General features: G+C 57.6%; 13 protein-coding genes. 6 read left to right on the forward strand and 7 right to left on the reverse strand.

Going from position 1 to position 13317, the window contains the following annotated elements; translation table 11 throughout:
* Nucleotides 1-14 precede the first annotated feature (14 nt).
* The 4 genes from V7730_RS11820 to V7730_RS11835 all read right to left on the reverse strand — a co-directional run bounded on the left by V7730_RS11820 (nt 15) and on the right by V7730_RS11835 (nt 4121).
* On the reverse strand, nt 15-1112 hold the full coding sequence (locus tag V7730_RS11820) for an ABC transporter ATP-binding protein (RefSeq protein WP_335747796.1): 1098 nt from the start codon (nt 1110-1112) through the stop codon (nt 15-17).
* 20 nt (nt 1113-1132) lie between these two features.
* Complete coding sequence (locus tag V7730_RS11825; RefSeq protein ID WP_335747797.1) at nt 1133-2020, reverse strand: ABC transporter permease; 888 nt, start codon at nt 2018-2020, stop codon at nt 1133-1135.
* Nucleotides 2021-2030: 10 nt separating this feature from the next.
* Complete coding sequence (locus V7730_RS11830) at nt 2031-2879, reverse strand: ABC transporter permease (protein ID WP_335747798.1); 849 nt, start codon at nt 2877-2879, stop codon at nt 2031-2033.
* A gap of 75 nt (nt 2880-2954) precedes the next feature.
* Complete coding sequence (locus V7730_RS11835) at nt 2955-4121, reverse strand: ABC transporter substrate-binding protein (RefSeq protein WP_335747799.1); 1167 nt, start codon at nt 4119-4121, stop codon at nt 2955-2957.
* A 437-nt stretch (nt 4122-4558) separates the two neighbouring features.
* Between V7730_RS11835 and V7730_RS11840 the strand changes: the two genes are divergently transcribed.
* Genes V7730_RS11840 through V7730_RS11865 form a run of 6 tightly spaced genes read left to right on the forward strand, consistent with a single transcriptional unit; the run spans nt 4559 to nt 10394 of the window.
* Nucleotides 4559-6016, forward strand: coding sequence for an MmgE/PrpD family protein (locus tag V7730_RS11840; protein ID WP_335747800.1), 1458 nt, complete (start codon nt 4559-4561; stop codon nt 6014-6016).
* Entirely contained in the window at nt 6009-6371 is a 363-nt protein-coding gene (locus tag V7730_RS11845; RefSeq protein WP_335747801.1) for a cupin domain-containing protein, read from the forward strand. The genes V7730_RS11840 and V7730_RS11845 overlap by 8 nt, the downstream gene beginning before the upstream one ends.
* A gap of 18 nt (nt 6372-6389) precedes the next feature.
* Nucleotides 6390-7157, forward strand: coding sequence for a short-chain dehydrogenase/reductase (locus tag V7730_RS11850; RefSeq protein ID WP_335747802.1), 768 nt, complete (start codon nt 6390-6392; stop codon nt 7155-7157).
* A gap of 16 nt (nt 7158-7173) precedes the next feature.
* A complete protein-coding gene (locus tag V7730_RS11855) occupies nt 7174-7986 on the forward strand; it encodes an enoyl-CoA hydratase (protein WP_335747803.1) in 813 nt (270 codons plus the stop codon).
* 2 nt (nt 7987-7988) lie between these two features.
* A complete protein-coding gene (locus V7730_RS11860) occupies nt 7989-8870 on the forward strand; it encodes an FAS1-like dehydratase domain-containing protein (protein ID WP_335747804.1) in 882 nt (293 codons plus the stop codon).
* Nucleotides 8871-8873: 3 nt separating this feature from the next.
* Nucleotides 8874-10394 carry a malonate--CoA ligase gene (locus V7730_RS11865; RefSeq protein WP_335747805.1) on the forward strand — a complete coding sequence of 507 codons (1521 nt, stop codon included), beginning with the start codon at nt 8874-8876 and terminating at the stop codon, nt 10392-10394.
* Between the two features lie 9 nt (nt 10395-10403).
* On the opposite strand, the gene V7730_RS11870 is transcribed toward V7730_RS11865, so the two are convergent.
* Genes V7730_RS11870 through V7730_RS11880 form a run of 3 tightly spaced genes read right to left on the reverse strand, consistent with a single transcriptional unit; the run spans nt 10404 to nt 13217 of the window.
* Nucleotides 10404-11663 (reverse strand): amidase, encoded by a 1260-nt coding sequence (locus V7730_RS11870; RefSeq protein ID WP_335747806.1) that lies wholly within the window; start codon nt 11661-11663, stop codon nt 10404-10406.
* On the reverse strand, nt 11656-12540 hold the full coding sequence (locus V7730_RS11875; protein WP_335747807.1) for an HpcH/HpaI aldolase/citrate lyase family protein: 885 nt from the start codon (nt 12538-12540) through the stop codon (nt 11656-11658). The genes V7730_RS11870 and V7730_RS11875 overlap by 8 nt, the downstream gene beginning before the upstream one ends.
* On the reverse strand, nt 12537-13217 hold the full coding sequence (locus V7730_RS11880; RefSeq protein WP_335747808.1) for a GntR family transcriptional regulator: 681 nt from the start codon (nt 13215-13217) through the stop codon (nt 12537-12539). Before V7730_RS11880 ends, V7730_RS11875 begins: the two co-directional genes overlap by 4 nt.
* Nucleotides 13218-13317 lie beyond the last annotated feature (100 nt).

The following is a 13317-nucleotide window of genomic DNA, read 5'->3' on the forward strand; positions in this document are numbered from 1 at the left end:
TTCCTTGCTGTGCGTTATTGCGTATGCAGGCGCAGATCACCGGCACGCCAGTAGAGCGTTACAGGCTGATCCTTTTGCGGGATAACATCAAGGTCATCCACGACGCGGCAGACAAGGTCGTGCCCAACCCCCACATCAACCAGATGCGACGTCGTCAGCCCCAGATAGACAGCTTCGCGGTAGCTGCCCGTGACGGCGTGACCGGGCTGCGCCTGCGCATCGCTGGGGTCGAGTGTCATGCGCGTCAGTTCGGAGCGGATCGACAGGGACACTTTATCACCGGTGCTGACTGTTTTGCCGCGGCGGTTCACCTGCACATCTGTACCGTTGATCTGGACGGTAACCTTGTCCACAGACACTTCTGTCACGGCACCCGACATCATGTTGTTTTCACCAACAAAGGAGGCAGTGAACGTCCGGTCCGGCGCGCGGTAGATGTCACGGGCATTGCCATGTTCGACCAATTCACCCGAGGCGATCAAGGCGATGCGATCTGCGACGGTCATCGCTTCTTCTTGGTTGTGGGTGACGTGGATAAAGGTGATGCCGACCTTTTCCTGTAGGTGCTTTAACTCAAGACACATGTCTTTGCGCAATTGCGCGTCCAGCGCGGCAAGCGGTTCGTCCAGCAGCAGAATGTCCCGCTCTAGCACCATCGCGCGGGCCAGCTGCACGCGCTGTTGCTGACCACCCGACAACTCATGCGGCTTGCGGCTCTCGAAGCCTGTCAGCCCGACCAGCTCAAGGGCGGCCGCACTTTTCTCCAGGTTGTCGCGCTTGGACAGGCCCGCGACCTTAAGTCCGTAGCCCACGTTTTGCAGGACATTCATATGGGGAAACAGCGCGTAGGATTGAAACACCATTGACGTTGGTCGCTTGTCTGGCGGCAGGTGGCTGACGTCTTGGCCATGCAGCAAAACCGCGCCTTTGGTTGGCTTGTGAAACCCGCCAATCGTGCGCAGCAAGGTGGTCTTGCCGCCGCCACTGGGCCCCAGTAGGACAAAATACTCGCCCGCCTCGATCTTGATGTTCACATCTTGCAGGGCAACAACGCTGCCGTAATGTTTGGCAAGGCCGCGCACTTCGACCGCTGCGGGTTTGGTGGCTGTCATATTGGTATTTCCCAAAGCGTTCATGTGGACATGACCGGTTCTGCCTTGGCCCGAGCCACGCGCGCCAGCGCCTCGGATCGGACCAGAGTGTAAAGAATGATGCCACCGATAAAGACGATGGCGACGAAGCTCATAAAGCTGGACATGGCGTAAGATTGTTCTGACATGCCCTCGTTCAGCATCTGGCTGACCAGCACGGTGGTGAAAGTGTCAAAGCCGCCCTTGAGCAGGCTGGTGCGGGTATATTCGTTAAAGCAGAGGATGAGTGTAAAGGAACATGCACTGAACACCCCTGCCCTGATTTGCGGGAATTCAATGTCCCAAAACGCGCGCCAGCCGCTTGCCCCGCAGTCGCGGGCCGCTTCGGTTTGTTCGGTGCGATACCGGCCCATGGTGATCAGGATCACGATGAACGCGTAAGGGATCGTATAGATCACCAACCCGATCCACGCAGTCAGAAAGCTGAGCCGGAACCAAGCGTCAAACATATCGGTGCCCAACAGGACGCCCAGTGATTTGAAGCTGCCATTCACATTTTTGAAAAATACCAGCAAGGCGGAGCCCAGAATGTCGGGTGCCACAAACAGCGGTGCCAGCATCAAAAAGACGATCAGCAGCTTCTTTTCTGACGTTTTATAGAGCTTGGCCGACATCAGTGCGAAAGGCACAGTTACAATCATCGTCATCACCGCCAGCGTCATCGTCCAGCGCAAGGCCTGCATCAGCAGTTGGTCAGAGAAGATCATCCCGTACCATTTCCACGTAAAGATATAGCTTGCCGCGCCAAACCCGTTCAGATTGAACGAGATATACATCACATAGAACACCGGACTCATCAGCACAAAAACGATCAGCAGCAGATAGGCCCATTTGGCACGGTGGCCCCAGATATTGTCATAGTCGTTCATTAGCCGCCCCTCAGTTGATTGGTGCCAGAATTTTTGTCAGATCGAAAATCCTGTGGCCAATATAAAGCAGTCCCATCAACGTCAGCATCATGATCGCACTGATTGCCATGGCGAGTGGGAAGTCGAGGGCAGCAATCGCCTGTGTCGCGATCAGACCGGCGTTCACGGCACCCGGACCACCAAGGATGTTGGGCAGCAGCGCCACACCAATACCGTTCACAAAGATGAACACGCTGCCCGCAAAGATGCCCGGTGCAGCAAGCGGCAGGATCACATCGCGGAAACGGGCAAAGGGGCCTGCACCGATGTCGTCGCAAACCTCAAAGATATATTTGGGCACTGCCTCCATCGCGAGGAAACCTGCAAAGACGATGAAGGGCAGGAACGACAACACCTCGCCGATGATCACGCCGGTATGCGAATAGATCAGGAATGTCAGCGGCTCGTCTATAATGCCAAGGTTTTCCAGCGCGGTATTGATCAATCCGTTGCGTTGAAGCACGGGGCGCAAGGCAAAGATGCGGATGATCTCGGAGACCATAAAGGGAAGGATAAACAAAAGGATAACGCGGTGCTGTGCGACCTGCGGCACAGATCGGCGCAAAAAGACCGCAATAGGAAAGCCCAGCACAAAGCAGATCACCACAGCAATCAGCGAGTAATACATAGACGACAGAAAATTCTTGAGCCGTGCAGAGAAAAAGAAGTTCTCGTAGGCCTTGAGGCTGAACCCCGGCTCCATCCAGAACATCGTTCGCTCGAAAAAGCTGAACACAACCGTCAGCGCCATCGGGATGGCAAAAAACAGGATCATGAACACAATCGGCACATAGAAAACCCAGCCCGAGGAACGCTCCATCAGACTAGGTTTATATATTGCGGCGGGGATTATCCCGCCGCTGTTTTTTGATGCACCCTTGGGCTGCATTAGCGTTTATGCCGCCTGAACACGGGCCCACCAGTCCTGATAGGCGCGGATATTGGTCGGAAAGACGTTCTGCCAAGAGTTGCCGGGCACGGCCAGTCGTTCTTGCTTGCGGGCCAGACGTTGGATGATCTGGGCGCGGGCGGTTTCGTCAAAGTCATCCGTGTTGCCTTCAACGTATTCAACCACACCTTTCATCTGGGGGGTAAAGCCCAGACCGGCCAGTGTACGTGCGCCGAACCATGTGGACAGATAGACATCGGCCAACTTGTAGAACGCCTCGTCCATGCCGCGTTCCATGCCGCCTTTGGTCAGCATAACGATGTTGTTCCACGCCTGATGGCCCTCTTTCATGGTGCCATAGCGAATGTCTTTTTCGCTTTTGCGACCGGCGACAATCTGGATTGGTTCCCACGTGGACATGACCAGCACTTCTTCTGAGGCCAGCAAGTCAACGCCGTTCTGGAACCCGTCCCAGAAGGTGCGGAACTGGCCCTTTTTCTTGTGCTCGATCAGGAACTGACAGACGCCTTTGACCTCAGCCTCGGACATGTCGGAGGGGTTCTCGATGTCCTGCTTGCCCGACTGCTTGAGGTAAATGGCCGTGTTGGTCAGGGTCGGACCAAAATCATTTTGCAAGGCGGCGCGGCCTTTGAACTGTTCGTCAAACAGAACCTCCCACGAGTTCAGCTCTTCGCCGATCTCGTCATAGTTGAACGCGAGCGCGTCGGCGTTGGAGATATAGGGGATCGCGACAACCTTGCCTTCATAGCGGATCGTATCCGCCGCGGCTCCGCCTTCGAGGTAGCGATCTTCCACGTTGGCCCAGTTCGGGATGCGCGAGACGTCCAGTTCAGCAATCGCGCCTTGGCTGGCCAGCGCGTCTTCCATGCCGCCACCATTGTCTGTCATCGCGTCATAAAGCGCGTTGCCGTCGCCGACGACCATCTTCTGGATCGACTCGTCCGCGCGCGCACTTTTGGCGATGGCAGCAATGTCGATACCGGCTTGGTTGGCCATCGTGCTCCAGTCCTGCTCGCCCACACGGGCGATGCCTGGTGCCCAGAATTTGAGCGCATTTGTCTGTGCCGCAAGGCTACGCGGCAGACCTGCGGCCAGAGCAGCTGATCCCATAAGCGTCATCAGCTGACGGCGATTGAATTCCATTTGGTTCATGATGATCCACCCTGTTTGTTCTTGCGGCACGTCCGGCCGCTTTATCACAAACGCGCTTTTGCGTCTGCATATGTCTCAAAAAGCAGTCGGGCACTGCACAGCGCAGGCCTTGGTGCCGTGATCTTTGTGCGCGGGTCTTGATCCTTCATCACTCAGCCGACCACGCTGCGCACATCACGCTGTACCGGCCCTCTTGACCATAGTTTCGTGCACAAAAAAAGGAAGAGAATAAAGTGAATGGTCAAAGGAAAACTGGGTATTTGCGCAAATTTATATACCATTTGTACTCAACAACTTGATTAAAAAGTATTATATCTAAAAAATGCGTATGGACTAATTTTCATCACTTCACGCGACGCTTCAATTTTCGTATACATAGTTAGACAGCCCCCCGACATTGATGTATCGAGAATCCCAACAAATGGACGGAATATAGAATGCAACCAAAGGCTCATGCTGAATCAGATGTGACGGTTGGGCCGTCCTTTCCTCTTGGCGGGCAGGAGGCACCAAGCCTGTCAGAAAGTCTCATTTCACTTTGTGCCCGCCCCATCGATGTTGCCGCCACGGACCAAGCGCAGCGCTTGTTGCTGGATTGGTGTGGCATCTCGCTGGCGGCGATTAATGAGGATGGTGCCATTGAAATCCGGCAGGCAACACAGGCGCTAGCGGGGCACGGATCTGCGCCGACGGGGCCATGCACCGCTTTTGCAGTTGGCGATTTGCCTGCGGATCAAGCCACCTTTGTCAACGGATCGCTGGGCACCTTGCTGGAAATGGACGACCTGCACCGCGCCTCAATTATGCACGCAGGCGACGTGGTGATCCCCGCCGCACTGGCATCGGCACAGCTCTCTCATGCATCGGGGCGGCAATTGGCCGAGGGAATCGTCCTTGGCTATGAGGTTGCGTTGCGGATTGGACAAGCGGCCGCATCAGCAGGCTATGCCGCGTGGTATAATTCAGCGATCTGCGGCGTGTTTGGTGCGGCGATGGCAGCGGCCCATGCAGCGGGAGCCAGTAATCTGGTCAAGCGTGATGCTTTGGGGCAGGCCGGGATGATGGCGTCGGGCCTGTGGCAATGCCGGTTGGAACCTACCGACAGCAAACCGGTTGCTACGGCCCATGCGGCCCGCGCGGGCGTCACTGCTGCCGTGCTGGCGCAGCATGGGGTGCGCGGTGCGCGCCGTATCCTTGACGGAACCTTGGGGTTTTTCGCCAGCTATTATCCAAATGCGAGTCAAGATGACGTGTTGCACGGGGTGGAGCGCGATTGGCTGATCCACGACGTCAGTTTTAAGCCTTGGCCTGCCTGCCGCCATGTTCATCCAGCGATGGGTTTGGCGATAGACCTGCGGGAGAAGCTAGAGATTGATCAGATCGCCCGCATTGAAATTACCACTTACGCCGCCGCGATTGAGTTCTGCGATCAGCCCGATCCGCAAACGCCACATGACGCGCGGTTCAGTTTGCAGCACTGCGTTGCGGTTGCGCTGACGCAGGGCAACCTGGGGACGCGGGATACCTCGCAGCAGGTACTTGCCGATCCTCGGGTCGCTGCCCTGCGCTGCAAAACCCATATCATCGAAGCGCCGGACCTGACCGCCGCCTTTCCCCGCAAAATGGGCGCGGCCCTTGCCATCACAGCGCAAGACGGCACGCTGCATAAAGCCGCTGCTGACAATGCCCCCGGTGATCCCGAACACCCGCTGGATGCTGCCGCCCTGTCGCAAAAATTCCACAGCAATCTTGCCAGCGTTGGCATCGCGAAGGCGCATGCAACCCAGCTTGAACATTGCATCAACGATCTAACAGTTCAAACGACGCTGGATGATTTAACCGCCGCTTTGCGCAACGTCTCTCATCCTCTTCAGAAAGGTCAAACCCATGACTGATATTCATAGCCTGAAACCACCCGTTCCCTTTGGCCCTGTCGATCTGGACAGCGGATGGGAACAAGTCCCGGGAGGTGCCGAAGGCGTCGAGCAAAAGATGTTATCAGGTGCTTTGGACGAGCCTGCACAGGTCGGCGTGCGCACGCGGCTGATCCGTTTTCGCGCGGGCACGGTGGCAAATGATGTCTTCGTGCACGACTATTGGGAAGAGGTTTATCTGATCGACGGACATCTGAATGTAGGGGGTGACGATTTTCACGCGCCCAGCTATGCCTGTCGACCACCGGGCACGCCGCACGGGCCGTTTGCCTCCCCCGAAGGCTGCGTGTTTTTTGAAATACAATATTACGTTTGAGGAAAGGTGGACCCACAGATGGATCTTCAACTTGCGCGGAAAAATGTCGTTGTTACCGGTGCCTCCAAAGGCATTGGGCTGGCAATTGCCAAACAATTCGCCTTTGAAGGAGCGCGGGTCACGCTGGTGTCACGTTCGGCCACTGCACTGGCAGAGGCACAGGCGCAGATTGGGGATGCCGCGGATGTTTGCGTTGCTGATCTGTCCACAGACGCAGGCCGTGAGGCGTTGTTTGCGGCCTATCCTGTGTCGGATATTCTGGTGAACAACGCCGGTGCCATTCAGGCGGGGCGTTTGGCCGATTTCAGCATGGCGGACTGGCGCAGCGGGTGGGAGCTGAAGGTCTTTGGCTATATCCATCTGTGCAAGCTTTATGCCACCGCGATGACCGCACGCGGTTCTGGCACCATCATCAATATAATCGGGATGGGCGGGCGCGCGGTTAGGCCAAATTATATCTGCGGTGCTGCTGGCAATGCCGCGCTGATCGGCTTTACCAATGCATTGGGTGCCGAAACGCCTGCCAGCAATGTACGGGTCTTTGGTATCAATCCGTCGCCAACGTTGACCGACCGGATGACCACGATGTTCCGCACCCGCGCCGCCGAAGAGCTGGGCGACGAAAGCCGTTGGGAGGAATTGGTGAACCCCGATGCCTTCCCCTTTGGCCGCCCCAAAAGTCCAGATGAAGTGGCGGCTCTTGCTGTCATGCTAGCCTCGCCGCTTGTGCAGTATCTGTCTGGTACTGTTGTTGATCTGGACGGTGGCGGGCAGTGGCGTGGATAGTGGAAAGGTCATAAAAATGCAGTCGGATCAAATGGAAAGCCACGCAGGTGGCCGCCTTCTGCTGACCCGCGAGGGTGCCCTCGCGCGGATCACCTTTAACAAGCCCGAGCGGATGAATGCTATGTCGTTGGACATGTGGGAAGCGTTGCACGCGGTGTTGGACGGCCTTGCGGTTGATGACAGTGTGCGGGTTGTTGTGCTGAGCGGAGCAGGGGACAAGGCGTTCGTCTCGGGGGCCGATATCTCGGAATTCGAAACCCAGCGTTCGTCCGAGGACAGCGTGCAGCGTTACAACGCAATCTCCGAAGCTTCCGATGCGGCTCTTTACAGTTTCCCGAAGCCGACCATCGCCGAGATCAAAGGCTATTGCATTGGCGGTGGTATGGGGTTGGCCGTTGCCTGTGATTTCCGCATCTGTGCCGATGATGCGCGGCTTGGGATCACCGCCGGGCGGCTGGGTTTGGGGTATAACTACTACGGGGTACACAAACTGGTGGAGCTTGCGGGGCCGTCGGTTGCCGCGCGTATCCTCTATGCTGCCGAGCTGTTTCCCGCGGATCAGGCGCTTGCGATGGGGCTGGTCACACAGGTTGTCGCGCGGGATGCGCTGTCCGTAACCGTCAATGATCTTGCCCAGCGGATTGCGGGGAATGCACCGCTGACCGTAATGACGGCCAAGGCGGCCATTAGGGCCATTGGTGGCGCGGATGGAGTGCCACAGAAATCGGACATCGACGCGCTTGTCGCCCAATGTTTTGCCAGCGAAGACTACGCCGAAGGCCGACGCGCCTTTACAGAAAAACGCAAACCTGTGTTCAAAGGTCGATGAGCATGCAGGCCGAAATAGAGCTAACGTTGGATATCGCGGTTTTGCAGCAATGGATTGGCCGGACCGAGGTCATGGTCGACCATCTTGATGCAGGGGCCGCACAGCGCATGCAGGTCACGCTGGACCGTGTCGCGGACATGCGCGAGGGGGCCGAGCTGCCGCCGTTCTGGCACTACCTTTACTTCAATCCGCAGGTGCCAGTGTCAGAGCTCAAAGAAGACGGGCACGAGAAACTGGGCCGCTTCCTACCGCCAATCTCTTTGCCACGGCGCATGTGGGCGGGCGGCACGGTTGATATCACGAAGCCACTGCGTATTGGAGAAACCTGCACCAAAACCTCGACCATCCGCGATGTGGCTTTGAAGCAAGGGCGCAGCGGGCCATTGTGTTTTGTCACCGTGGATCATGATTTCACCGTGGCGGGCGAACACCGGCTGACCGAGCGGCAAAACATCGTTTACCGCGATATGCCCGCAGCAGGTGCAGAGCCACACAAGGGCAAAGCCGCGCCGCTTGACCCCACCGACGGGTTTACCGTTACGCCGGACCAAATCATGCTGTTTCGCTATTCCGCGCTGATCTTTTATAGCCACCGCATTCACTATGATCTGGATTATGCCTGCGACATCGAAGGCTATCCCGGTCTTGTGGTGCATGGCCCGTTGATGGCCGCCCTTGCCGGTGAGTTGGGTCGCAGCCTTCACCTAGATCAGCCGCTAAAATCCATGAGCATCCGCGCTCTCAGCCCGCTGTTTGCGCCAACGCCCTTCCATGTCGAGGCCCGCAGCAATGCAGACACGACGCAGACATGGGTGCGCGGCCCGACAGGCGATCTTGCCATGACCGTCGATCTGACATTTGCCAACGGACCACAGGAAACCTGACCTATGACGAACCCATTGTTCGATACCTTGTTGGCCCCTCATCTGGGCAGTGATGCGCCTTTTGTGATCCACCCTGACGGGACAACGCAAACTTATGGCGCATTCATGATCAACGTGAACCGTGCGGCGGGTGCTTTGGCACAGTGCGGTTTACGAAAGGGGGACAGGCTTGCGCTTCAGGCGGAAAAGTCTGTGGAAGTGTTGGAAATCTATGCCGCTTGTCTGATGACTGGTGTGCTTTTCCTACCCTTGAATACGGGCTATACGGCGGAGGAGATCGACTATTTCCTTGGTGATGCTGAAGCAGGTGCCTTTATCTGCAGCCCCAGCCGCGAAGCCGAATTTGCGCCGATTGCAGCGCGTCACAACACTAAGCTGCTGACCTTGTCAAAAAGTGGGAGCGGCAGTTTTTCCGACATCGCGCGGGCTTGCGCACCTCTTGAAACTGCGGTCGCTTGCGGCCCCGATGACATCGCTGCCTTGCTCTATACCTCCGGCACCACGGGTCGGTCGAAGGGCGCGATGTTGACCCACGCCAACCTGCTGTCAAATGCGGAGGTTCTGGTGGACCTGTGGCAGATTACCCAAAGCGATCGCCTGCTGCATGCGCTGCCAGTGTTCCATGCGCATGGCCTGTTTGTGGCGGTTAACACCACATGGCTAAGCGGCAGTAGCATGATCTTTCATCCAGCCTTCAACATCGATAACGCGCTTGCCGCCTTGCCGCAGGCAAGCACGATGATGGGTGTGCCGACATTCTATACTCGCCTGTTGGACGATGCGCGGTTTGGCAAAGAGGTGGTTGGCAACATGCGCCTGTTCATTTCGGGCAGTGCACCGCTGCTGGCGGAAACTCACGCGCAGTTTGAGGAACGCAGCGGTCACCGCATTCTTGAGCGCTATGGTATGACGGAAACGGGAATGAATACCTCTAATCCCGTCGCTGGTGAACGGCGGGCAGGCACGGTGGGCCATCCGCTGCCCGGTGTCACGCTGCGCATCACTGATCCGGCTACGGGTGCGGCAGTGGCGCAGGGCGATATTGGCATGATCGAGGTGGCGGGCTCAAATGTCTTTCAAGGCTACTGGCGGATGCCGGAAAAAACCGCAGAAGAGCTGCGCGCTGATGGTTTTCTGATCACCGGTGACCTGGGGCGCATTGACGACGAAGGTTATGTTCACATTGTCGGGCGCAGCAAGGACCTGATCATTTCGGGTGGCTACAACGTCTATCCCAAAGAGGTAGAGATGGTGATCGATGACGTACATTGGGTGCGAGAATCCGCAGTCATCGGCGCACCGCATCCGGATTTTGGCGAAGGGGTGGTTGCCGTGGTTGTTTTGGTGGCCGGAGCGGCTGCGGATATGGTCGCTTTGACGGAGGTCATCTCCACGCGACTGGCAAAGTTCAAGCAACCCAAGAAGATTATCGTGACCGAGGCATTGCCGCGCAATACAATGGGCAAGGTCCAAAAGAACGTGCTGCGCGATCTGCATCGCGATTTGTTTGCGCGGAAAGCCTGAGGCTGTGTTTTAAAAGGCGCTTTCCAGCACCATCGCCAGCCTGATCAGCCTAGGTTCCGACCACGCTGGGCCAACCAGTTGGACGGAGGCGGGCAGGGCCTGTCCCGCAACTTCAATCGGCACGGCCAAAGCAGGCACACCACCTGCGTTTGCCAAAGCGGTGAAATCTGCCTGATTGGCGGGAGCGGGTGCATCTGCTTGAAATGCGCGCTGCGGTGTTGTGGGCATGAGCAGCACATCGACCTGAGCAAAGCTGCGGGCAAGTTGCACGCGGGCGGCGCGGATTTCCGCCATCCCCGCGACCAGCTTCGCCGCACTGAGAGTACTGCCGTAGGTCAGCAGTCTCTCGACCGTGCGGGGCAATGTACCTGCTGTGCCGAGAGCCTCCGCAAAGGTCGCAGCCCCTTCGGCTTCGGTCATAAGGAACGCCTTTTGGCGCAGCTTGGCAGGGTTCCATTCCGGCATATCTATGGTTTCTACGTGTGCGCCTGCTTGTTCTAAGGTCGTGCGTGCCGACGCCAAAGCCACGAGGGTTTCGGGCGTGCACTCTACCGTGGAAACTTGTTGGGGGATGCCAATGCGCAAACCTTGTGCATCAGGTGTCGCCGTCTGGTTTGCCCATTGCGCTGGTGCTGGCTGGCTGTCGGTGTCACCGCCATCCGGTCCCGCCAGTGCTTGCAGGACGGGCCATACGTCACCTGCCCGTGCGGTCAATATTCCTACCGTATCCAGACTGGGCGCCAAGGGCACGATGCCAGAACGCCCAATCAGCCCAAAAGTAGGTTTCAGGCCAAAGACCCCGCAATAGGACGCAGGAATGCGGATCGACCCCAGCGTATCGGTGCCGATTGCCACGTCGCACAGGCCGGTTGCAACCGCTGCTGCTGATCCACCAGAACTGCCACCTGCGGAATGATCGGGCGCATGCGGATTGGCGGTGCGGCCAAGATCGGGGTTGTCGGTGCCGCCGCCCAAGGCTGCGGCGTCCATGTTCAATCCGGGGAGAATACGTGCCCCGTGATCACGTAGGCGTTTGGTCAGGTGTGCATCACTTTGCGCGGTGATCGCAATGCGGTGGCGCAGTCCGGCACTCCAGTTGGCACCGATGGATGCAATGTTTGCCTTGAGGCCAACCACCAGATCTTGCAGCGGACCTTCGGGGCATGCCTTGTCCCGTTCAGCGTCAATTATCGCGGCGTCCATGTGGGCGAATAGATGATACCGCTCCTGAAGGTCTTGTAGGTTTTGGTCATTGGGATAGTCACGCATCCGGATCAGCCTCGTTTTGTGCATGGCTTGCAGCAATAGCCAAACGGCGCTGCATTGCCTTGACCACAGGTGCTTCGACAAGACGTCCGTCCAGCACGGCCAACCCGTTGGGCGAGGCCTCATAGGCGGCGATCACACGCTTGGCTTGTTCGATTTCCTCGGCGCTTGGGGTGAAGGCAGTGTTTATCTCATCCACACCCGTCGGGTGGATCGCCGCTTTGCCGGTGAAGCCAAGGTGTTGCGCATGCCGCGCGGCTTGCCCGATCCCGTCAAGATCGGAGAAGTTTAGGGAGGGCACATCCATCACGTCGATGCCCGCTCGTTTCGCCGCATGGATCACCTTGCCACGGGCATAAGCCAGCGGCGCGTCGGCGTTGTCGGTGCCCAGTTCGGCGCTGAAATCCACGGCCCCAAACACCATCAACTTGAGGCGCGGTGTGGCTTGTGCAATCGCTGCGACGTTTTCCAAACCGTCAAGCGTTTCGATCAAGGCACCAAGTTCAAGGGAACTTCTGACTTCACTAAGCAGAGTATCGACCAAGTGCAATTCAGCAGCCTCGGAAACCTTGGGCAGCAGGATCATGCCATGGCGCGGCGCGGCGCGTAAAACAGCCGTCAGGTCTTCGAGGCCAACATGGCTGTTCACCGCATTGATGCGAAGCGCATGTTGTGGGCCGTCAGCATCTGACTGCATCAGAAAGTTGATGGCCGGCGCACGGGCGGCGGCTTTTTGATCCGGCGGCACGGCGTCTTCAAGGTCAAGGCAGACGATATCGGCACCACTGGCCAATGCTTTGGTAAACGCCGTGGGCCGATTGGCAGGTGTGAAAAGCAAAGAGCGGCGGGGCCGTGTGGACTCTGTGTCATCGGGCATCATGAGGGATTATTGGCCACAGCATCGACCGAACGTGCGGCGGCAACTTCGGCGGCACGCACGTGGGTTTGCATGGCGGTCCGGGCCCATTCGGGCGCATGGGCGGCAATCGCATCGGCGATTTCAACGTGATGTTTGGCGCTGCGCAACAGCTCTTCTTCGCTGTAACGGCGATAGGTTCTGTCAACCATGCCTATGTCAAAAGCCATCGTCATATGGGCGGTCAGACGGGGCGAGCGTGAGACCTCGACAATCTTGCGGTGAAAGGCTTCGTTGGCGGTGGAAATCAGCAAATAGTCCTCGGCGTTTTTGGGGGGGGTCAGGCGTTTGATCTCATCGCTCAAGGCGCGGATCGCGGCGATGTCTTCGGGAGTGGCCAGGCGTGCGGCGCGCTCTGCGGCGTAGGATTCCAAAAACTGGCGGATGTGAAAGGTCTGCTCCATCTCGTCGGCGGGAAAAGTTGCAACACGGGTGCTGTAGCCTTCTTGCTGGTCGATGAAACCTTCGAGAGACAACCGGCGGATCGCATCGCGGATGGGCGTGCGGCTGAGCCCCAACTCCTTGGAAAGGCGCTCTTCGATCAGGCGTGCGCCTTCTTCGAATTCACCGCTGATGATTGCAGCACGTATCTGACGATAGGCCTGCTCTGCTGCGGGCATTTTTCTTTCGGCAAGTCGCACTTAGATCCGCTCCGGCATGTGTTCGCTATCTATGAATTTGGCAGTCATATCATGCGTGCGACAGATCTTGTACAGCAAAGACGACATGGAAGTTGACGTT

Source organism: Sulfitobacter sp. (assembly GCF_036961165.1).
Lineage (GTDB): Bacteria > Pseudomonadota > Alphaproteobacteria > Rhodobacterales > Rhodobacteraceae > Sulfitobacter.

Coding starts and splice junctions, on each gene's coding strand:
- V7730_RS11830 (WP_335747798.1), bottom strand. CDS start 2,879: ATGGAGCGTTCCTCGGGCTGGGTTTTCTATGTGCCGATTGTGTTCATG.
- V7730_RS11870 (WP_335747806.1), bottom strand. CDS start 11,663: ATGCGTGACTATCCCAATGACCAAAACCTACAAGACCTTCAGGAGCGG.
- V7730_RS11855 (WP_335747803.1), top strand. CDS start 7,174: ATGCAGTCGGATCAAATGGAAAGCCACGCAGGTGGCCGCCTTCTGCTG.
- V7730_RS11835 (WP_335747799.1), bottom strand. CDS start 4,121: ATGAACCAAATGGAATTCAATCGCCGTCAGCTGATGACGCTTATGGGA.
- V7730_RS11825 (WP_335747797.1), bottom strand. CDS start 2,020: ATGAACGACTATGACAATATCTGGGGCCACCGTGCCAAATGGGCCTAT.
- V7730_RS11840 (WP_335747800.1), top strand. CDS start 4,559: ATGCAACCAAAGGCTCATGCTGAATCAGATGTGACGGTTGGGCCGTCC.
- V7730_RS11820 (WP_335747796.1), bottom strand. CDS start 1,112: ATGACAGCCACCAAACCCGCAGCGGTCGAAGTGCGCGGCCTTGCCAAA.
- V7730_RS11865 (WP_335747805.1), top strand. CDS start 8,874: ATGACGAACCCATTGTTCGATACCTTGTTGGCCCCTCATCTGGGCAGT.
- V7730_RS11845 (WP_335747801.1), top strand. CDS start 6,009: ATGACTGATATTCATAGCCTGAAACCACCCGTTCCCTTTGGCCCTGTC.
- V7730_RS11850 (WP_335747802.1), top strand. CDS start 6,390: ATGGATCTTCAACTTGCGCGGAAAAATGTCGTTGTTACCGGTGCCTCC.
- V7730_RS11875 (WP_335747807.1), bottom strand. CDS start 12,540: ATGATGCCCGATGACACAGAGTCCACACGGCCCCGCCGCTCTTTGCTT.
- V7730_RS11860 (WP_335747804.1), top strand. CDS start 7,989: ATGCAGGCCGAAATAGAGCTAACGTTGGATATCGCGGTTTTGCAGCAA.